We start from the raw sequence: 20,464 nt of genomic DNA on the forward strand, positions 1-20,464 counted from the left end.
GAAAATCAGAAAGCCTGAGAAAATTAGCGAGAGGAATTTTACCCTCTGTAATTTCTGCGTTCGATCAACTTTTTAATCTTCTTATTTCCAATCCAAACCTTTTGGTTGGTTTCTACATTAACGAGTTCAAGATTCACAGTATAAAAGACAGCAAGGGTGCTATTATCAACGGCTTCGTCAACAATCGAATTAATGTTTCCGATCATCATAAAGTCGGCGCCTAATTCCTCTGCCATCCTTTTTGTTGTTTCGAAGGAAGCAAAATCCTGTTGATCTGCTCTTTCTTCTCTAATTTGTTGGCGTTCTTCTGAATTTGCTACTACTGATACAGAGCCAGAGTTTACAAAAGCACGTTCCATTTCTTTCGTAAATACTTCAGTATCGATGTGTTCCATACTTTCATTTCTAACTCTTCCCAGTATTAAGACAGGAGGTTTCTGCGTATCCCTGCTAAATTGGTTGAGCCATGGTTTAGTTAGTGCATCACTAATCAGTTCTTCAGCGACGAGTCTGGCATCTGTATCATTCCATTTTCCAGATAGATCTGTAGTTGTACCTGGGTCGATTCGTGTTACTTTATTTGAAGGCTGGCAGGCAGTAACTGCCATAAGTATCATAAGTGTACTCAGTAGAGTGTATCTCATTGTGGTTACCTGTTGGTTTTGGTTGATAATGTTCATTTTGAAAAAATAGATTCTATAAGTTCGAGGTCGGTATTTTCTGTTATATCTACTTCATATTCTTCAGCATAGAGTACTTGTCCTGTTGAAGAAAGATATTCTAATGTGACGGTATTAGTGCCTATTGGGAGGTTAATGGCATGCATCCAGGCCTGACCGGGCATTGTTTGCCATCCTCTTAAATCGGCTTTTTCACTCGCTTCTTTATATAATAGGCTTAGAACTTTTGCAACAAATCCTGCCTCTGTACTTTCTTCTTCAATTGCATCGGAGATTAAAGAGGTTCCTCCAGCTTTAAATAATGATCGGAGAAAAGCCCGGGTATAAATAATAGGTTGTTTGGCCTGATAGATTTCTTTGGAAACAAGATCCATTTCCTCAATAAGATGAAGATTAAGGTCTCTTTTTCCGTTTATTACAGCTCGAACATTATGTACTCTTGTCTGATATAATTCTATTGAAGGAAAGGAGAATTTTAAATAACTCTTATCAAGAAATAATCTAACGTCATTTTGATATTTAATAGGTGATTGACCGGTAAAACTTGTTAGGAGGACATTATATGTTCCCGGGTTTTTCAGGTACTCAAGCTCTTTAGTATCGAAGGGCTCATAATTGCCAAGTGCTGCCTGATCACGGAAAGCTACTCCTATTTTTTCAAACTCTATGCGGGCATTATCAGGATTTCCGGTTTTAGCATATAAAACTGTTGACAGATAATGAGCAAAGGCACTGTTCTGAATATTTACTTTATTCGACTCCCATTCTCCTCTGCCGGAACTGTCTGCCTTTGAGAAGGCATCAGCAAGACCTTTAATCTTTATATCGAGTTGTTCCATTTTAAAGCTCATACGCCGGGTTTCAACAAGTGCGCCTTCCCAGTCTTTTTGATGGACAAAATTTAATGCCTTAAATGCATTCAGATATATATCCTCATAAGGTTCTCCATCGTAGGCTAGTTTATTGTCGTTTGCGATTAGAGATTCAAATCCAACACTAATACTCTTTGTATAATTGTTCTCGATATCAAGCTCTGCTTGGTGCAGGAAAGTGGTACTGCTATCATATTTTCCTGCAAACCGGTAGATCATCCCATTTTCCAGATTCCAAAGTACAGCGTCTTTTCCTTTATATAGATCTCTTTCATCAAAACTTTTCAGGAGTTGTTCTGATTGGCTATAATCTCCATCAGCGAAGGAATTTCTTAGATCATATTGAGCATCATCTAATAGGTAAGAATTACATCCTGCTATTAGAAGCAAAAGGAAAGGGAACAATATTCTAATACAATAAGAATTACTATGTTCTGTTTTTTGCTCCATCTATTTTTTGACCAACCTCATAAGTTTTAAATCCCATTTGTATATTTGCTTGATGATTGAGCACACGCAAAGTTACGTCAAAAAAAATCCCCGGTTATATCACATTTTGGTGCTAGTCGTTTTTTTGACGATTTATGGTTGTGCAACACCAATTGCACCAACTGGTGGTCCACCAGATAAAGAGGCACCAAGAGTCACAGAAACCTTTCCTGTACCGGGCACAACTAACTTTACAGGAGACACCTTCGAGTTCCAGTTTTCTGAGTTTATCCAGCGATCATCAGTTTCACAGAATATTAATGTTGAACCGGATTTAGACCTGGAATACCGCATTAAATGGAAGAAGAAAAAACTGTCGATCACATTTCTGGATCCATTACCTGACTCCACCACAGTGATTCTAACCTTGGGGGGAGAGATTACAGATACAAAAAGAAATAAGATGGGGAGACCCTTAACTGTTGCCGTTTCTACCGGACCGGAAATTGATGAGGGTACGGTAACAGGGAAAATCAAAGAAGCTGAATCAGGAAGATCAGCAGATGGAGCAAAGGTACTGCTTTATAGAGAGCCGTTTGACTTCTCAAAAAAAGCGACCTACCAGGCTGAAACCGATACTTCGGGTGAATTTAACTTCGCGTATCTACGAGAGGGAACCTATAGGGCTATCTATGTGGATGACCGAAACAGAAATAAAATTTGGGAACAAGGCCTGGAAGATGCTCAACCGTTTTCAAAAGAGTTAATAGAACTGGAAAAAGCCGGAGGAGATACTCTCGATGTTTTATACATCAATAAACCAGATACTATTGCACCCAGGTTATTGGGAGTAGGGCTATTTTCTTCTAACCGGTTGAGGCTGAGGTTTAATGAAAATATAAAAATTCAGGAAGGCGCTGATATTTCGGTTCTGGATACTTTAGGTGAGGAGTTTTCATCTGGTTATGTGCTGTATAATTCTCAAAAAGACCCATTTGTTGCTTATGCTCAATCAAGTAATGAGTTGGGATTATCTCAGGAATATGGGATAAGAGTTAACGGAATTACCGATGCGGCTGGAAATAGAGCTGTGACTGAGGATGTAATATTTGAAGGAAGTACACAAGCAGATACAACCATTCAGCGCATAATAAGTCATGAGACAAAAAATGGAATTTCTCCTACTCAAAGTGTAGAAGTAGTGTATGCAGCTCCAATCCAGGATCCAATGATTTTGGATTCCATTGTAGTAATAGAAGGGGATGTGAGTTTTGATGACTGGCCGGCAATTGAAGTAATTAATAATAGACTATTCGTTGATCCTCAGGGTACATGGATAGAAGGATTGACCTATCAATTCCTTGTTTGGAGCCCAAACTCAAGAAGACGTCAACTTTATACTCCGGAAATTTGGGATGAAGTGGAATTGGGTGATCTCATTTTAAAAGCAGCCAATAGAGATAGTGGGGAGGTGTTTTCTGTGTCGCTCGAAAATGAAAGCATTGCTTTTTCTGTAGACACTGTATTTACAGATAGTTTGTTGATCCAAAACCTGCCACCAGTAAACTACACCCTAAAAGTGTTTATAGATAGAAATAGCAATAATAGATGGGATCAGGGGATACCTTTTCCTTTTAAAGCTCCCGAACCTTACTACATTCAACAAGGTGTTCAAATTCGTCAAGGCTTTGCCTCCGAAATTATTATGCAGTTTTAGGTGTTCATAGTTTTGAATGCCTTTTTTAATAAACATTATCTTCTGAGAGCTACTAAATACATCTGCAAATCCATATCTTTGGAACCGCTTCCATAAACTGAACATTGTCTATGTCAACGAAAACAAAAGAATCAAAATCAAAAGAGAGCGACTCTACTTTGTCTATCAATTCAAGTATTCCTTATCAATCACAGAATAAGATTCGGTTTGTAACTGCAGCGAGTTTATTTGATGGTCATGACGCAAGTATCAATATTATGAGGCGTATCCTCCAGAGTAGTGGAGCTGAAGTGATTCATTTAGGACATAACCGTTCGGTTCACGAGATTGTTAATTGTGCTATCCAGGAAGATGTACAGGGGATTGCAATTAGTTCCTATCAAGGTGGGCATGTAGAATATTTTAAATATATGATTGAGCTTCTTGAAGAGCATGGAGCGGGTCATATTAAAGTATTTGGAGGCGGTGGTGGTGTAATTGTACAGGATGAGATAGATGATCTCCATGCATCCGGTGTAACCCGAATTTTTTCTGTTGAAGATGGTAGTAATATGGGGCTCCAGGGTATGATTAACTTCATGCTTAGAGAATGTGATTTTGCCCCTGTTACTATAGGTGATTTTGATGCTCATAAAATAAAAGAGAAAGATTCGATCACCCTTGCTAAAGCTATTTCAGCATTAGAGAACGGAAATGAAGAGCTCATCTCTTATGATCCTGGTAGCTATCTGATGAGTAATGGGAAGCGATTAGATGTTCACTCTGATCGAAATATTCCTCTACTAGGAATAACCGGGACAGGAGGTGCTGGTAAGAGCTCACTTACCGATGAGGTTGTTCGTCGCTTTTTGAATGAATTTACTGATCTGTCAATTGGGATTATCTCTGTTGACCCGTCCAGATTAAAAACGGGTGGTGCCTTATTGGGAGACCGGATACGAATGAACAGCATAGATACTCATAGAGTGTTTATGAGGAGTCTGGCTACTCGCGCGTCAAACAGGTCTACCAGTGCGGCATTGCAAGCTGTGATTGAGTTATACAAAGCAGCTGGTTTCGATTTAATCATTGTAGAGACCAGTGGAATTGGTCAAAGTGGTACAGAAATCGTTGATTTGACTGATATACCAATTTATGTAATGACCAGCGAGTATGGAGCGGCCACTCAGCTTGAAAAGATTAATATGCTTGACCTGGCTGATATTGTAGTGCTCAATAAGTTTGAGAAGAAAGGCTCACAAGACGCCCTTCGTGATGTAAGAAAACAAATGCAAAGGAATTCAGGGCAATGGCATACAAACCCGGAAGAAATGGCTGTGTTTCCTACCATTGCTGCACAATTCAATGATGAAGGGGTAAATCGCCTTTTTAAAGCGCTTGTCGATCGAATCAATGATAAGTATGGGGTAAACTGGGAAACCAGTATTTACACTGATTCTAAGCCTTCAGATGGAATTCAGTCTCAGGCAATCATCCCCGGAAAAAGAGTCCGGTATTTATCTGAAATTTCAGAAACGGTAAGGAACTACCACACATGGGCGAATCAACAAGTTGAAGTAGCAGCTAAATGGGAGCAGGTTAAAGGAACCATCGCTCAATTAAAAGAAGCGGGTTCAAAAGTAGATGCCCAACTATTGACTCCACTTAAGCAGCTTCAATCAAGGTGGGAAGATGAACTGGACAGGGTGCCTAAAAATATTCTTGAAAACTGGGATAATCTGTCAGAAAAATATCAGCAGGAAAGTTTTGATATCCAGATTCGAGACAAGGTTATAAAGAATAAGCTTTATCGAACGTCCTTAAGCGGACTTCAGATCCCAAGAGTAGCTCTTCCGAAGACAAAGCAGGCAGCTGATAGGCTTCATTTCGCCTTGAAAGAGAATTTACCTGGCTATTTTCCATATACGGCTGGAGTTTTCCCATTCAAAAGAGAAGGAGAGGATCCAACGAGGATGTTTGCAGGTGAAGGAACTCCTGAACGTACTAATAAACGTTTTCACTTTGTTAGCGAAGGACTCCCTGCAGCACGATTATCTACGGCCTTCGATTCAGTCACTCTTTATGGTGAAGATCCGGGTTTCAGACCCGACATATATGGGAAGATTGGAAACTCAGGAGTAAGTATTTGTACGCTTGACGATATGAAAAAGCTGTACTCCGGCTTCGAGCTTACTAAACCAACTACATCTGTATCAATGACCATAAACGGTCCCGCTCCAATGATTTTGGCCATGTTTATGAATACAGCCATTGACCAGGAAATAGAGCGTTATTTAAAATCAGAAGGGAAGTGGGAAGAAGCACAGGAAAAGATAAAAGCACATTTCGAGAAAATTGGAGTGCCTGTTCCCGTTTATACAAATGAAATTCCAAAAGGGAATAATGAGTTTGGGCTTGGTCTGCTTGGAATTACCGGAGATAAACTTGTAGAGCCTGATGTATATAAGCGCATAAAAGCTGAAGCGCTTAGTGTAGTTAGAGGAACAGTACAAGCAGATATTCTTAAAGAAGATCAGGCTCAAAATACCTGTATTTTCTCAACCGAGTTTGCACTTAAGATGATGGGTGATATCCAGGAGTATTTCACACAGCATAAAGTTAGGAATTACTACTCGGTATCTATTTCGGGATATCATATCGCTGAAGCCGGAGCTAACCCTGTTACACAAGCAGCATTCACACTGGCGAATGGTTTTACCTATGTAGAATATTATCTGGCACGAGGGTTAAATATTGATGATTTCGCACACAATCTATCGTTCTTTTTCAGTAATGGCTTAGATCCTGAATATTCTGTGATCGGAAGGGTAGCACGTCGTATATGGGCGGTTTCTATGAAGAATAAATATGCTGCTAACGATCGTTCACAAAAGCTTAAATATCATATCCAAACAAGTGGTAGATCATTGCATGCCCAGGAGATTCAGTTCAATGATATCCGAACCACATTACAAGCATTATTAGCAATATATGATAATTGTAACTCATTGCATACCAATGCTTATGACGAAGCAATTACTACTCCAACTGAGGAATCAGTTAGAAGAGCACTTGCTATCCAAATGATTATCAACAAGGAACTTGGTACCGCTAAAAATGAAAACATAAATCAGGGTTCATTTTTTATAGAAGAGCTAACGGATTTAGTAGAAGAAGCTATACTCGCTGAATTTGACAGAATCACAGATCGGGGTGGAGTTCTTGGTGCAATGGAAAGCATGTACCAGCGAGGAAAAATTCAGGACGAAAGCCTTTACTATGAGAGTAAAAAGCATAGCGGAGAACTTCCGATAATCGGGGTTAATACCTTCTTTGGAAAAGGAAGTGAAGAAGAAAATAAACCAGTAGAACTTATCAGATCTACCGAAGAGGAAAAGAAACAACAGATTACAAATCTGGAAGCCTTTTGGAAGCGAAATGAGGGAGAAGCTCAACAAGCTTTAGATCGACTTAAAACGGCAGCCAGAACCAACGGTAATATCTTTGAAGAATTGATGGAGACTGTAAAAGTGGCCTCATTAGGTCAGATTTCGCATGCTTTATACGAAGTAGGTGGACAGTATAGAAGGAATATGTGATTCGTTTACTATTTATGAAGGTGTACTATTAGCGAGGTTTAATTTCTCCATATTCATTAAATAAAAAACAAGGCCAGGGGAGATCAAAATCACTATTTAGACTTCTTAAACTTATGTCTAGAACTGTTGCATTTGTTTTATCATATGAGTCAACATGGTATAATAAGAGTGTGTCATCTGGTAGCAAAAACCATAGAGAAGCTGAGTTCCGGTTACTTTTTATTTCAAAAAAAATTGCTTCTTCTATGAATGAACGATTAAAGCGATAATTACATCCAGTATGAACCATTTCAGAAGTTCTTCTTGCTTTTTGATCACCATATCTATCGAACCATTCTAATCTGATATCATGCTTAATCCATTCGGATGAATCCTTATTCACCCTATAAATGTTATACTCATTTACGGTCCTATTATCATAATAATATATATCCAGTCTGGAGTTAGTGTCATCTTTTAGATATTTAGAAATAAAGTTGTTGGACTGAATTCTATTTAATATATCTGTATAGTTTTTTTTGAGACTGTCCCCTGTGTATAAACTTCCTTCGGAGATTGTTGCTATAAATTGTATGTAAACGTTTGGGAAGAAATGGTCATTCTTCAACTCAATCCTTAACGTCCTTTCAAAACCAGATATATATCGACCTCCACCTAGATTCTCATTTGTTGAAAGTACATCGAACTCGGTTCTCAGAATATTGATTTCTTCTCGGAAAGTTTCTCCGCTCATTGCATAGAGTTCTCTGATATTATTATCCAATATTTTATTGACTATATACCTTATTAATTTCTTTTCGGTTAATGGCTTTTCAACCTTTATTCTAGAATCAAATAAATTGTGTAATTCTTGGTCTACTTTATAATTGTATATAGTTTCTCCATTTTGATTGGTATATGGGAAGAGATAACCCCAGGCTCTTTTTTGCGAAACAAATGAGGCATAAACAGATCCTTCTTTATAAAACTTAACTGTGAATTGGTATCTATACTGATTATGCATTGTGTAACAACATCCTTTTGATAGATAGTCTTGTAACTGTTTTCTGTAGTTATCAAGGTTGGATAATTTTTTTCGAATATGCTGTTTTTGTTTAAAATTCCAATCTATTCTATCTCTATAGTAGCCATCGTAGAGTTGAAGTAATTCTTCCGGGTTATTTTTGATATAGCTTGTATCTAATCCAAATTCAACAAGTATATAATCCTCATTGATAGTTTTATTGAGTTCTATAACAAGCCTTCTTTTACTTCTCTTTCGTTTTATTACCTTTTTCCTGGTTTCCAAAAAGGAATCCTCACCTGAGATACCCTTCATATAAAATGTTGTTCTATAAACCACGATACTATCCGGCAGGGATTGGGCCTTAACATTAATGCTTATTTGTATAAGTATTAGTAAAACAACTAAGGTTCTTGTTTTCATTCTATAATTTGATGAAATAGAAAATCTTTTGGAACAAGTTTTTCACTCAGAATCTGAGTATATAGTTTTTTGTAATCTATAGATTAAACTTTTATCCAGCATCTAAGACTATTAATACCGAAACTAAACCCAGCTACATTCGTGTATCTGTCAGATTTAAAAAACTCAGGGCATCATGAGTACCAATAAAGATAAGTTCCGTAAAGGGATACCTAACGATTTAAATAATAATGATCCCGACTTCAACCTTGATCAGTACATTGATGAGCAATCAATGGAAGGGGAAGAAGATGTTCGCCCTGGAGTTACCTTTCGAGTAAAGGAAAAGAGCACCAAAAAAAGAGACCGTACGGTAATAGCTGTAGTACTTGCTATCATATTCCTATGGTATTTCGATTGGAATCCAATCAATGCGATTACTCAAACAAGCCAGGGAATAGCGGGGCTCTTCTCGAGTGACGATCCAATCACTCAGGTAGAAGCAAATGCTGTACAAGAAGCATTAAATAGTGAAACGGCATCGGGTTCCAGCTCAATCTTAGAATATTCTGCTGCTTTAGGGAATTTAAGATTCGATTCAAATCCAGCAAGTTCCGAAGTGTTGGCATTATATAATAATGGGGTTCCTATCAGCTATATGGAAAAGCTGAACCAATTAGATTACCTCGATGAGGTTAGTTACTCAGGGGTAATCGGCCTCTATGCAAATGGAGTCCCGACCTCTTACTTTGAAAAGCTTAATCAGCTGGATTATCTGGATGAGGTGTCTTACTCTGGAATTATCGGGCTTTACGCTAATGGAGTAACCACGGGGTATCTGGAAACCTTAGATCAATTGGATTACCTGGATGAAGTAAGCTATTCGGGAATTATTGGCCTCTATGCCAACGGAGTATCAGAAAGTTATTTGAGGGGTCTTAACCAACTAGATTATCTGGATGAGGTTTCGTATTCAGGAATAATTGGGATGTATTCCAACGGTGTTACTCTAAGCTATCTGAATACATTGCATGAAATTGATTACTTGGATGAGATTAATTATTCAGGGATTATTGGCCTTTATGCTAATGGCGTAACTCCTTCATTTTTGAGAGAACTTGCTCAACGAGACCTTTTGGATGATATGAGCTATTCTGATATTATTCGTGTGTATATGAATGATAACTAACTAATACACACCTTCTTTGAATGTCTTAATTATTGGCAAAGTCTGGCCGGAACCGCAGTCTTCCGCTGCGGGCTCTCGAATGCTACAGCTCATAGAACTATTTCAACACCAGGGGTGGGATATAACCTTTGCCTCAGCTGCAAGCAAAAGCAAATACTCTACAAGTCTCGAATCGATTAATATTGATTCCGTTACAATTCGTTTAAATGACCCTTCCTTTGATCAATTTATAGAAGATCTGAAACCTGATCTCGTTTTATTTGATCGTTATATGACGGAGGAACAGTTTGGATGGAGAGTAGCAGAATCTTGTCCTAATGCAATAAGAATACTGGATACTGAAGATTTGCATGGTTTAAGAGAAGGAAGAAATATTGCTCTAAAAGAGGGTAGAAGCTTCCACCAAAGTGATCTGCTTAATTCAATCTCCCTAAGAGAAATCGCAAGTGTTTTTCGATGCGATTTGTCCTTAATAATATCAGAATCGGAGATGGAACTATTGGAAGGTTTTTACAAGATAGACCTCTCTCTGGTTCATTATATCCCATTCATGATTAACTCGTTGACATACCTGGATATAAAAGAGTGGAAAGGGTTTGAAGAGCGGGAGCATTTTGTTTGGATAGGAAACTTCCTTCATGAACCTAACCTGGATGCAGTTCAATATTTAAAAAAAGAGATTTGGCCTGTAATTAGAAAGCAGTTGCCAAAAGCAGAGCTCCATATTTATGGCGCATATCCTAAAGAGAAAGTCTTTCAATTAAACAATGAAAAGGAAGGTTTTTTGGTAAAGGGGAGAGCCTCTACAGTAGAGAGTATTTTTTCCAATTCAAGGATACTATTAGCTCCAATTCGATTTGGGGCTGGATTGAAAGGAAAGTGCATAGAAGCTATGCAATATGGTCTTCCATCTGTAACTACTAAAATCGGAGCAGAAGGAATTCCAGGAGAGCTACCCTGGCCCGGAGCTATAGCTGATAGCGCTGAACAAATCATTAAGGAGGCAATTGCCCTATATACTTCCTCAACTGAATGGGATAATGCTCAGGCAAAAGGCGTGGAAATCTTATATAAGCGCTTTGATAAGCAAAAACATGGTAGTGTTCTCATACAAAGGATAGAAAAGCTAAGAGATGAATTAACACAGCATAGAACGAATAATTTTGTTGGAGCTATGCTGCAACATCAAAGCATGAGTAGTACAAAATTTATGGGTAAATGGATTGAGGAGAAGAATAGGTCAAAGGAGAGTTAACCAATTTTGGCATCAATCAAATTCATCAGTTTATTAGTCTTTCTTTGTACAACTAATCTTCCAGGTAGGAAATATAATTTTTTCGGTTAAATCAACCCATTCTCCAATCCATTCAAAATTATCATCGGAGATATCGAAAAATGTAAGCCGGTAATAACCCTCCATTCCATTTGGAGCAACCTGGGGGCGATATAGCACTATATTTCCATCGTCTTTTTTTGATCCTTCCCATACGGGTAAAACAGGAGCAGCTCCTGCTGAAGCATAATAGTGTACATACCAGGCAAGGCTATCTGAATTAAACTGACGAATGCTGCCAGAATGAGTCCCATCTTCTTTAAGGGTCTCATCCTGTACAGCCATACCGTCCATTATATATTTAAATCTCCAAAGCATAGGTACGGGGTCAGCCCAGGATTGATCTGGGTTACGTGTAACCGAGCTACATTCTGATTCTCCGATCAAAGGTTGGAAATCCGCAAGTTCGCCTCTGGCACTTGGGTTAATTCTACCAAAGGGATATTCCTCGGAGGGCTCATAATTATATTGTGCTGAAAGGAATTGAGGAAATAGGAAAAAGAGTAATAATGCTGTTTTCTTCATTTTTTCCCGAAAGAAAAGGAAGAGAGCATTAGGAATTTAATCTTTGCAGTAAATCGTGCTACTTTTGCAGGAAATCAAAGGGATGCTGCTTTTAGTACCTGTTTTAAATATCCGATCCGGGATTTTGAAATGGGGATTTCAGAACGGTCGCTTAATGTAACGGTGCAATTATTGAAATCAGCTTGTTCAAAGTAGCTAAGATTAACGAGTGCACGGCGGTGTACCCGCACAAAATTGAAGTTTTGCAAATCCTTCTCTAAGGATTTGAGGCTTTTTCTTAATGAGTAAGTTCTGGATTCGGTATGTATACGTACACAATAGTCATCAGCCTCAAACCACGTAATTTCAGTAATTGGGATCAATTTTTCTCTTGAACCGATCCTGATAAGAAGATGATGTGCATCACTTGCTTTTTCCGGGTTACCAACAACTTGGTCTTTCAAACTCTGTATCTCTACCCACTGAGCTTCAATGATATGTTTCTTTGACCGGTTAAATAGAAGTAGCAGAGTTAGTCCCGAAGCAAAGGTAAAACTCATTCCTTTTTGATAAATCATAAAAACAAAGACTTCCTTTAATACCACAAAACTTAGTTCAGTATTAGATTGAAGAATATTATGAGCAGAGACTAATACAAGAGCAATGATGTTTAAAAAAAGGAAAAGGCCAGAAATTAAGATCCAATTTTCTGTCTTATCAGAGCTAAAAAGACGGTCAGTGGATCTGAGAAATGAAATTCCCAGAAAAGTAGTACCAAGCCAAATAGTCCACCTGATAAAATGAAGTTTGAGCAGGAAGAGAAATGATATTTCACCATCCGAATACAAATCAAAAGTATCGAGGTAGAATTTCTGCTGGAGAGCATCAAAAAATATCACCCCTAAAATTGAGATGATTAATAAGAGAGTGATTTTATTCTTTGTTAGCATTTATTTGTGACTTAATAAGTACTACTTTCAAACGAATCTAAAATAGCATATTTGCAGTTTTGCCCAAAAAACCTGTTGTCTTAACCCTTGATGCCGGAGGTACTAATTTTGTTTTCTCCGCTGTAAAAAATGGGGTTTCATATGGTAAAAGCTTTTCATACCCAGCTAAGACTAATGAGCTGGAATCCTGTATCCAACTGATTATAGATGGGTTTGAAAAACTTGCATCTACTCTAGATGAAAAACCGGATGCTATTAGTTTTGCTTTTCCCGGTCCTGCAGATTATGAACAGGGAATAATAGGTGACTTGCCAAATTTACCAGCTTTTAAGGGGGGAACTCCATTAGCCTCTATGATAGAGGAAAGATTAGGAATACCTGTATTTATCAATAACGACGGGAACCTGTTCACTCTTGGAGAAAGCAAGTCTGGTTTTTTGCCATATTTAAATCAGCAGCTGAATGAGGCCGGGAGTTCCAGACGATTTAATAACCTCATAGGAATAACTTTGGGTACTGGTTTTGGAGTAGGGGTTTCTATAAATGGTCAGCTAGTTATTGGTGATAACAGCGTAGCTGCCGAAGGATGGTTGTTAAGGAATAAACATTATAACTATTCAAATGTTGAGGATACACTTAGTATCCGTTCAATTAAGCGAATCTATGCTGAGCAAATTTCAATGGATCCTGCAAAAGCTCCGGAACCACATGAAATATTCGAAGTTGCCATCGGGCAGCGAGATGGTATTCGTGAAGCAGCTATAGAAACCTTCCTTAGATATGGAGAAGTCCTAGGTGATGCGATTGCTCATCTTATCACAATTGTAGATGGAGTAGTTGTAATTGGAGGTGGAGTAAGTGGAGCATACCCGATTTTCTCTCGTTCTATGTTGGATGAGCTAAATGGAAGTTTTACAGCACTAAATGGAAAGAGATTTCCAAGGCTTATTCAGGAGGTTTATGATTTTGAAAATGAGTTCAAAAGAAGAAGCTTTTTAAACCTGAAAGGGCAAACTATTTCTATTCCAGGTTCAGAAACACCAATTACCTATTATGAGACTAAAAGTACGGTAGTAGGCCTATCAAAGCTGGGAACCAGTAAAGCTATTTCACTGGGAGCTTATCACTTCGCGGTAGAAAAACTGGGCTAGTCAACTACTTTAACTTCAGATCCTTTAGCTCCATACCATAGGATGTATACGTAACAGAATGCCAAAAACAACAGTGCATTTTGTAAACCAAATGAATCTGCCAGGCTACCATAAAGAGGAGGAATAAATGCTCCACCTACAATTGCGGTACAAAGAATACCAGATCCCTGTGCGGTATGCTCCTTTAAATCTTTAATTGATAAAGTAAAAATAGTGGGGAACATGATTGAGTTGAATAACCCAATACATAAAATGCTCCACATAGCTATATAACCACCGGAAAGCATGCTAACAATTAAAAGGGTAATATTTACTCCTCCATATACAGCAAGAAGACGCCCCGGAGCAATTTTTTGTAGGAGTGCAGATCCAACAAATCTTCCAATCATAGCACCTCCCCAATAAAAGAATACAAACGTACCTGCCATTTGAGCTGGGTTCATAGAAGTAATATCAACGCTGGAAAAACTTAGCGTAGCGAGTATGTTAGCTACCCCACTCATAAATGAACTTTCGGATACAAGTGTAGCAATGTCCAGATTTAAGAAATAATTGACCAGGTAGCTTCCAATAGCAACTTCGGCACCCACATACACAAAAATTCCGATAGCCCCGAAAGTAAGGTGTCGATTTTTTAAAGCTGATTTATAACTACCGTGATGATGTTCATCACCTTCAAGGATACGTGGTAGTTTAAAAGCTGAAAATGCAAGAGCGAGTCCAATTAAGACAAAGGCGAGAATGACAAATGGTCCCTGAACAGCGGATGCTTCAGAAGCGTAATAGGAGAGCTTTTCAGCTTCACCAAGTGCGTCAATTTCTGATGAACTCAATACCGAATTACTCAGAATGAATGCGGCACTTACTAAAGGAGCAATTGTTGTTCCTAAGGAGTTAAAAGCCTGGGCTAGGTTTAGCCTACTTGAAGCTGTTTCCTGAGGACCTAATGCAGCAACGTATGGATTTGCTGCTACCTGAAGAATGGTGATACCTCCAGCCAATACAAACATTGCCAGCAGAAAAATTGCAAACATTCTAAACTCTGCAGCTGGGTAGAAGAGTAAACATGCTACACCCATTGTAATCAATCCCACTATTGCTCCTTTTTTGTAACCGATTTTTGATATAAGTTGGCCTCCGGGTATTGAAAAGACAGCATAGGCCGTGAAGAAGGCAAACTGAACAACACCACTTTGAAAGTAGGTTAGCTCAAATACATCTCTTAGTCTTGGAACAAGTGCATCAACCAAAACAGTAATGAAGCCCCACATAAAAAAGAGGGAGGTAATTACAATGAAAGGTACCAGGTATTGATTTTTCTGAGTCATGTTTTTTTGGTTAGGCGCTACTGATCAATGTGAATGTATACAAAAAAGGCTCCCTAAAGGAGCCTTGAATTTTTTTAGCTGGTAGCTGCTATCCGACCTTGGAGATTTTGTGAACTTGTAAGTTCAGCACTAGTGGGATACTCTGAAATAATTCGATCGGTGAGTTCTTGAGCCCTTTCTAAATCACCAGCTTCAAAATAAGCTTCAGCAGCCTGATACAGATTGTATGGAGTGGTATTATCATTAATATCCCAGTTCGCAGCTTTAACAAAAGTCTCAGCAGCAAGCTCCGAATTACCATTCACGAGTAATAGCTTCGCATTAAAAGAAATTGCTCCTACGCCAAGTATTCCCTTAGGAGCATCATAGCTAGAAAGATGGTCAAGTGCGTCTTCAACGTTTCCTAATTTAAAACTAGAAACCGCTGCGTAATACGTAGCCAGGTTTCCCGCTTCTGTTCCTGAAAACTCGTTAGCTATTGCAAGGAAGCCATAGGTAAGCTCAAAACTGTCGCCATTAATAGCTCTGTCAAAGTCGCCCTGAGTGTAATATCCTTCAGCTATAGCTAAAAGTTGTTGTGCTTGTTCTTCCTGATTTTGAGAATAGAAGTTGTAACCAATTAGTGAACCAACAACAACTATGATACTAATTACAATGGCCAGAATTGTAATTCTATTTTCAGTAAAAAATGATGCCGCCTTATTATAGCTTTCGATTAGCGGATCAGATTCAAGTTGTTCTTTAGAAAGGTGTTTAGCCATGGATGTGTTTAATTATCAAAAAAATTTCAGACTTAGAAAATACGGCTGTTTGAATTGATAGTAAAACTAAAGTGAGCTCAATTCACCGTTTTTTATTTCAAGTATCACATCTGATCGTTCGGCTATAGCTTTTTCATGAGTTATTAGAAGAATAGTCACGTCTTCTTGGGCACGAAGTTCATAAAGCATATCAAGGATAATCTTTGTATTAGCATCATCAAGATTACCTGTGGGCTCGTCGGCAAGAATGAGAGAAGGGGAGTTCATTAGGGCTCTTGCCATAGAAACTCGTTGTTGTTCCCCTCCTGACAATTGAGTGGGTCTATGTTCAGATCGATCGGCTACACCAAATCTTTCCAATAATTCAAGAGCTCTCTTAGAAGCAGTAGTAATCGGAGAGCCTGCTATCAAGGCAGGCATTGCAACGTTTTCAAGTGCAGTAAACTCGGGTAATAAATGATGAAACTGGAATACAAACCCGAGATTTTTATTCCTGAAGTCAGCAAGTTGATCAGCATTCAGTTTAGAGATTTCTGTTTCACCCCAAAAAACAGATCCGGAATCAGGTTTGTCAAGTCCTCCAAGTATATGAAGTAAGGTGCTTTTTCCACTTCCACTTGAACCAACAATGGAAGTAATACTTCCTTTTTCGATAGTTAGCGAAATACCTGAAAGTACCTCAAGCAGGGAGTCTCTTTGTTCGCTTCTGTAACTTTTCTTTATATCAATTGCCGACAGTACGTTAGTACTCATTTCAAGAGATCGAGTTATTGAATTCAGGATATATAACGGATTCTATATGAACACATTTTCCGCTTTGAGTATTTACTTTTGCAAACGCCCCGCAGATATGATTATCACCATTTGCAGGTTGATATTTTTGATGAACACCAGTCATAAATCTTTTTATGGCAACTTTTTTATCCATTCCTAATGACGAATTATATGATCCTGTCATACCAGCATCAGTAAGATATCCCAAACCTTGAGGAAAAATACGAGCGTCTCCAGTGGGTATATGGGTATGGGTGCCTATAAGTACAGAAGCTTTTCCATCAATATGCCAGCCCATAGAAACTTTTTCAGCTGTTGCCTCCGCATGAAAATCTACAAAAATGATATTTGTCTCTTCAGAAATTTTTGAGAGTGCCCGATCGGCTGAAGTGAAAGGGTCGTCAATAGCTTTAAGAAAAGTTCTTCCCTGGAGGTTTAACACGCCGATCTTCAAATCTGTTTTAGGAACATGATAAACCCCAAATCCAAAACCAGCATTACCTCTGGGGTAGTTAAGAGGGCGGAGGATGTGATTATTTTCCCTCATGTAATTAAACACTTTCCATTTATCAAAGGAATGATCCCCACCGGTAATTACATGTACACCAAGAGATAGCAGCTTTTTTATTATTTCTTCATTAATCCCATGACCTTCGTGACTGTTTTCTCCATTGGCAATTACAAAATCGGCTTCATATTTCTTTATCAAACTTGGTAGAAATGTTTCTGAAATAGATAAGCCCGGATTTCCTACAATATCGCCAATAAATAAAATGCCAATGGTTTCTGACAAAGCAGAAGGGTTTAAGAATTATGAAATTAGGATCTGATATCCTCAATTAAGCGCTCCAGCCTTGCATTAACGCGCTCAAGAATAGCCTCTTCACTTTGTTCCAGGCTAGGGGCGTTTTGGCGTACTTCAAAAAGCTCTTCTGCAATACTTAGTGCTGCCAATACCATCACTGTAGACTCAGGTTGTTTTACAAGTTGGTTACGATAAGTTTGAAACCTCTCGTCAACAAATTTGCAAATACGAAGCATAGTCTCTTCTTCATGGTCTTCAACCTTGAGAGGATATTGTTTACCAAGAATGGTAACCTTAATCGACTTCATACTCCACTGTTCAGGTGATTGTCAATTTTAGTAATTAAGCTTTGTACGTGTTGTCTTAATGCTAGGCGCTCAGACTCACTAATTGCTGAAAATATATCAGTTTGCTCACTCTGAAGATCTTCAATTTTTAGAACAAGTTTACTGTTTTCTCTTTTTAGATCACGTAATTCTTGCTTTAGTATAGTTACTTCATCATGAACTTCAGTAAGCAAGTCACCGAACCGCTCCGATTGATTTATTATTTGATTCATTAAGGTACCCCGTCATCCTCTTAATTTTGCGGAGAATTGTTTCTCTAAGTTTTTTATGGCACCCTGTATAATAGGTTCTACATCTTTGATATTCAACGTTTTGTTGGGGTCTACAAAGGATAATCTAAAAGCGATGCTTTTTTTACCATTCCCAATGGATTCATCTTCGAAAACATCAAAAATATCAATGGCTTGGAGGTTGTTTCCACCTTTTTCTCTAATGGTATACAAAAGGTCTCCTGACTTAACACTGTTATCTACAATTAGAGAAAAATCATATTCGATGGGTGGAAACTTGGGTATGATCTGGTACTTTTTTTGAGCTAATGAAGCATTAATTTTGTGCAAAGCATTGACTGAAAACTCAGCCACAAAGGTAGGTTCTTTAAGATCATAGGTTTTTTTTAGTGACTTATCTACTGGTCGTAATTCCCCTATCCGTTCACCTTTTACCTTATATATCAGGCTTCCATCAACTTCGTCTGTTTTGACTTTACTTATAACTCCGATCTTTGAAAGAAATGCGTTAACTAGAGACTTTAAATCGAAAGGAGTGAAGTTTATCGGACCGCTCGTCCAATGTTCACCAACTTTTAATCCGGAAACTCCAAATAATACATGTGTTTGTTCTTGAATGCCTTCATGGAAGATACCTTGATCGTTTACTTCAAACACATTGCCAATCTCAAAAAAGCGAACGCTATCTTTTTGGCGGTTGAAATTATAAGAAGCAGCTTTTAAGAAACCATGCAGTAAAGAAGGTCTCAGGGTAGTCATATCCTTTGTTAAAGGATTAATGGTACCCACCATTGATTCTAATGATCCAAATTGTTCCGCTTCTTTTTCTGATATAAGTGAGTTCGTGTAGATTTCTCTAAAACCTAATTCCACTGAGGCTTTTCTTATATCGGAATTAAGAATTTCCCAGGTTGAGAATTCCTCGGTAGAAACAAAGATCCCATGGCTAGGAGATTCAATGTTATTGTAATCGAATAATCTCCCTACTTCTTCAATTAGATCAACTTCTCTTTCCAGATCCGGACGAAACGTAGGTATCCTAAATGTTACTTTCTCGTCTGATTTTTCAAGAACCTCTAGTTCAAGACGTTTAACCATTTCAATGGCTTCTTCAATATTCAGGTTTGTACCTAATAGCCTGTTCAGATAACTTTTTCTGAGGGTAAGTTCTTTTGGATCCGTTTTTATCGGATGTACATCTACTATGTTACCCGATATCTGTCCACCAGCAATTTCAACAATTAGATCAGCTGCTCTTTTTGCTGCAAGTGCCTGTAGATTTGGATCTATACCTCGTTCGAAACGATAGGAAGCATCCGTTTGAAGTGTTTGTGCTTTTGCTGTTTTTCGAACGGAAACCAGATCAAAATAAGCACTTTCCAACAGGATTGATGTTGTGGAATCAGATACTTCCGAATCAACCCCGCCCATTACACCGGCTATTGCAACTGGGCCATCTCCGTCACAAATAAAAAGCGTTCCCGGTTCGCATTTTCTTTTTACATGATCGAGGGTTTCAAATTCAACAGTTTTTTCGAACTCTCTTACAATTATTTTTTTGCCTGCTATATTATCGTAATCGAAAGCATGAAGAGGTTGTCCTACTTCATGCATTACATAATTTGTAATGTCTACAATGTTGTTTACAGGTCTTAAACCAATTGCAGTAAGTCGCTGTTTTAGCCAGGTAGGAGATTCTGCTACTTTGGTACCACTGATTACGATCCCTACATATCGATTACACTTTTCAGGAGATAAAATCTGAATATCAATTTCAGAGGAGGAAGTACCTGAATGTATACCTAGTTCTACTTCCGGCTTTTTAAGTTCCAGGTTAAGAGCTGCAGATAAATCTCTAGCAACACCTAGATGACATGTTGCATCTGGGCGATTTGGTGTAATCGCTATATCGATTATTGAGTCGGTATAAAGATCGAATAGTTGATTGATAGGTGTACCGACTTTACTCGAGCTATCCAGAACCATGATTCCTGAATGATCTTTACCAAGGCCTAGTTCATCTTCCGCACAAATCATACCCTGAGATGTTTCTCCCCTAAGCTTTGCTTTTCGAAGGGTTAAAAAACTTCCATCATCAAGCTTAATGGGAAGGGTAGTACCCACAGTAGCTACAGGAACTTTTTGACCTTTAGCTACATTATCAGCTCCACAGACAATTTGAACTTTTTCCTCTCCTATATTAACCTGGCAAACTTTAAGTCGGTCTGCATTAGGGTGTTGTGTTACTTCCAGTACTTCACCAATCACCACACCTTCCAGGTTACTACCAACCTGAAATGTTTCCTCTTCTTCAAGACCGATCAATGTAAGCTTATCGGCTGTTTCAGCAGGGGATAAAGTGAGGTCAATAAATTCTTTTAGCCAGTTGTATGAAATTTTCATGAACCTGA

General features: G+C 38.4%; 17 protein-coding genes. 5 read left to right on the forward strand and 12 right to left on the reverse strand.

What is annotated here, in order from left to right:
* Positions 1 to 38: 38 nt before the first annotated feature.
* Complete coding sequence (locus ED557_00250) at positions 39 to 644, reverse strand: penicillin-binding protein activator LpoB (GenBank protein ID RNC86121.1); 606 nt, start codon at positions 642 to 644, stop codon at positions 39 to 41.
* Positions 645 to 676: 32 nt separating this feature from the next.
* Positions 677 to 2,002, reverse strand: a complete 1,326-nt coding sequence (locus ED557_00255; protein ID RNC85244.1) for a hypothetical protein — start codon at positions 2,000 to 2,002, stop codon at positions 677 to 679.
* A 52-nt stretch (positions 2,003 to 2,054) separates the two neighbouring features.
* Here ED557_00255 and ED557_00260 point away from each other — a divergent pair, with 52 nt between their 5' ends.
* Positions 2,055 to 3,698, forward strand: coding sequence for a hypothetical protein (locus ED557_00260; protein ID RNC85245.1), 1,644 nt, complete (start codon positions 2,055 to 2,057; stop codon positions 3,696 to 3,698).
* A gap of 110 nt (positions 3,699 to 3,808) precedes the next feature.
* Positions 3,809 to 7,276: a methylmalonyl-CoA mutase gene (locus tag ED557_00265; GenBank protein RNC85246.1), complete on the forward strand. Its 3,468-nt coding sequence runs from the start codon at positions 3,809 to 3,811 to the stop codon at positions 7,274 to 7,276.
* Positions 7,277 to 7,304: 28 nt separating this feature from the next.
* Here the strand turns inward: ED557_00265 and ED557_00270 are convergent, their stop codons facing one another.
* Entirely contained in the window at positions 7,305 to 8,594 is a 1,290-nt protein-coding gene (locus ED557_00270) for a hypothetical protein (protein ID RNC85247.1), read from the reverse strand.
* A gap of 283 nt (positions 8,595 to 8,877) precedes the next feature.
* Between ED557_00270 and ED557_00275 the strand changes: the two genes are divergently transcribed.
* Both ED557_00275 and ED557_00280 read left to right on the forward strand, forming a co-directional pair.
* Complete coding sequence (locus tag ED557_00275) at positions 8,878 to 9,870, forward strand: hypothetical protein (protein ID RNC85248.1); 993 nt, start codon at positions 8,878 to 8,880, stop codon at positions 9,868 to 9,870.
* 79 nt (positions 9,871 to 9,949) lie between these two features.
* Complete coding sequence (locus ED557_00280; GenBank protein RNC86122.1) at positions 9,950 to 11,125, forward strand: glycosyltransferase; 1,176 nt, start codon at positions 9,950 to 9,952, stop codon at positions 11,123 to 11,125.
* Positions 11,126 to 11,158: 33 nt separating this feature from the next.
* Here ED557_00280 and ED557_00285 read toward each other — a convergent pair whose 3' ends face one another.
* Positions 11,159 to 11,728: a hypothetical protein gene (locus tag ED557_00285; GenBank protein RNC85249.1), complete on the reverse strand. Its 570-nt coding sequence runs from the start codon at positions 11,726 to 11,728 to the stop codon at positions 11,159 to 11,161.
* Between the two features lie 74 nt (positions 11,729 to 11,802).
* Positions 11,803 to 12,657, reverse strand: a complete 855-nt coding sequence (locus ED557_00290) for a LytTR family transcriptional regulator (GenBank protein RNC85250.1) — start codon at positions 12,655 to 12,657, stop codon at positions 11,803 to 11,805.
* A gap of 59 nt (positions 12,658 to 12,716) precedes the next feature.
* On the opposite strand from ED557_00290, the gene ED557_00295 reads away from it, so the two are divergent.
* Positions 12,717 to 13,808 carry an ROK family protein gene (locus tag ED557_00295; protein ID RNC85251.1) on the forward strand — a complete coding sequence of 364 codons (1,092 nt, stop codon included), beginning with the start codon at positions 12,717 to 12,719 and terminating at the stop codon, positions 13,806 to 13,808.
* Here the strand turns inward: ED557_00295 and ED557_00300 are convergent.
* The 7 genes from ED557_00300 to ED557_00330 form a co-directional block, all read right to left on the reverse strand.
* The gene (locus ED557_00300) at positions 13,805 to 15,136 is read right to left on the reverse strand and encodes a sugar MFS transporter (protein RNC85252.1); all 1,332 of its coding nucleotides are present in this window, start codon (positions 15,134 to 15,136) and stop codon (positions 13,805 to 13,807) included. The genes ED557_00295 and ED557_00300 overlap by 4 nt on opposite strands.
* A gap of 74 nt (positions 15,137 to 15,210) precedes the next feature.
* Positions 15,211 to 15,897 carry a hypothetical protein gene (locus ED557_00305; protein RNC85253.1) on the reverse strand — a complete coding sequence of 229 codons (687 nt, stop codon included), beginning with the start codon at positions 15,895 to 15,897 and terminating at the stop codon, positions 15,211 to 15,213.
* A gap of 66 nt (positions 15,898 to 15,963) precedes the next feature.
* Positions 15,964 to 16,650, reverse strand: coding sequence for an ABC transporter ATP-binding protein (locus ED557_00310; GenBank protein ID RNC85254.1), 687 nt, complete (start codon positions 16,648 to 16,650; stop codon positions 15,964 to 15,966).
* Between the two features lies 1 nt (position 16,651).
* Complete coding sequence (locus ED557_00315; GenBank protein ID RNC85255.1) at positions 16,652 to 17,464, reverse strand: TIGR00282 family metallophosphoesterase; 813 nt, start codon at positions 17,462 to 17,464, stop codon at positions 16,652 to 16,654.
* Positions 17,465 to 17,490: 26 nt separating this feature from the next.
* Positions 17,491 to 17,784, reverse strand: a complete 294-nt coding sequence (locus ED557_00320; protein ID RNC85256.1) for a cell division protein ZapA — start codon at positions 17,782 to 17,784, stop codon at positions 17,491 to 17,493.
* Complete coding sequence (locus tag ED557_00325; GenBank protein ID RNC85257.1) at positions 17,781 to 18,035, reverse strand: hypothetical protein; 255 nt, start codon at positions 18,033 to 18,035, stop codon at positions 17,781 to 17,783. The genes ED557_00320 and ED557_00325 overlap by 4 nt, the downstream gene beginning before the upstream one ends.
* Before the next feature lie 12 nt (positions 18,036 to 18,047).
* Positions 18,048 to 20,456 (reverse strand): phenylalanine--tRNA ligase subunit beta, encoded by a 2,409-nt coding sequence (locus ED557_00330; GenBank protein RNC85258.1) that lies wholly within the window; start codon positions 20,454 to 20,456, stop codon positions 18,048 to 18,050.
* Between the last annotated feature and the right edge of the window lie 8 nt (positions 20,457 to 20,464).

Source organism: Balneola sp. (genome assembly GCA_003712055.1).
Classification (GTDB): domain Bacteria; phylum Bacteroidota; class Rhodothermia; order Balneolales; family Balneolaceae; genus RHLJ01.

Excerpts from the sequence above, each read along its gene's own strand:
- ED557_00250 (RNC86121.1), bottom strand. The coding sequence starts at position 644 with ATGAGATACACTCTACTGAGTACACTTATGATACTTATGGCAGTTACT.
- ED557_00255 (RNC85244.1), bottom strand. The coding sequence starts at position 2,002 with ATGGAGCAAAAAACAGAACATAGTAATTCTTATTGTATTAGAATATTG.
- ED557_00260 (RNC85245.1), top strand. The coding sequence starts at position 2,055 with ATGATTGAGCACACGCAAAGTTACGTCAAAAAAAATCCCCGGTTATAT.
- ED557_00265 (RNC85246.1), top strand. The coding sequence starts at position 3,809 with ATGTCAACGAAAACAAAAGAATCAAAATCAAAAGAGAGCGACTCTACT.
- ED557_00270 (RNC85247.1), bottom strand. The coding sequence starts at position 8,594 with ATGAAGGGTATCTCAGGTGAGGATTCCTTTTTGGAAACCAGGAAAAAG.
- ED557_00275 (RNC85248.1), top strand. The coding sequence starts at position 8,878 with ATGAGTACCAATAAAGATAAGTTCCGTAAAGGGATACCTAACGATTTA.
- ED557_00280 (RNC86122.1), top strand. The coding sequence starts at position 9,950 with ATGCTACAGCTCATAGAACTATTTCAACACCAGGGGTGGGATATAACC.
- ED557_00285 (RNC85249.1), bottom strand. The coding sequence starts at position 11,728 with ATGAAGAAAACAGCATTATTACTCTTTTTCCTATTTCCTCAATTCCTT.
- ED557_00290 (RNC85250.1), bottom strand. The coding sequence starts at position 12,657 with ATGCTAACAAAGAATAAAATCACTCTCTTATTAATCATCTCAATTTTA.
- ED557_00300 (RNC85252.1), bottom strand. The coding sequence starts at position 15,136 with ATGACTCAGAAAAATCAATACCTGGTACCTTTCATTGTAATTACCTCC.
- ED557_00305 (RNC85253.1), bottom strand. The coding sequence starts at position 15,897 with ATGGCTAAACACCTTTCTAAAGAACAACTTGAATCTGATCCGCTAATC.
- ED557_00310 (RNC85254.1), bottom strand. The coding sequence starts at position 16,650 with ATGAGTACTAACGTACTGTCGGCAATTGATATAAAGAAAAGTTACAGA.
- ED557_00320 (RNC85256.1), bottom strand. The coding sequence starts at position 17,784 with ATGAAGTCGATTAAGGTTACCATTCTTGGTAAACAATATCCTCTCAAG.
- ED557_00325 (RNC85257.1), bottom strand. The coding sequence starts at position 18,035 with ATGAATCAAATAATAAATCAATCGGAGCGGTTCGGTGACTTGCTTACT.
- ED557_00330 (RNC85258.1), bottom strand. The coding sequence starts at position 20,456 with ATGAAAATTTCATACAACTGGCTAAAAGAATTTATTGACCTCACTTTA.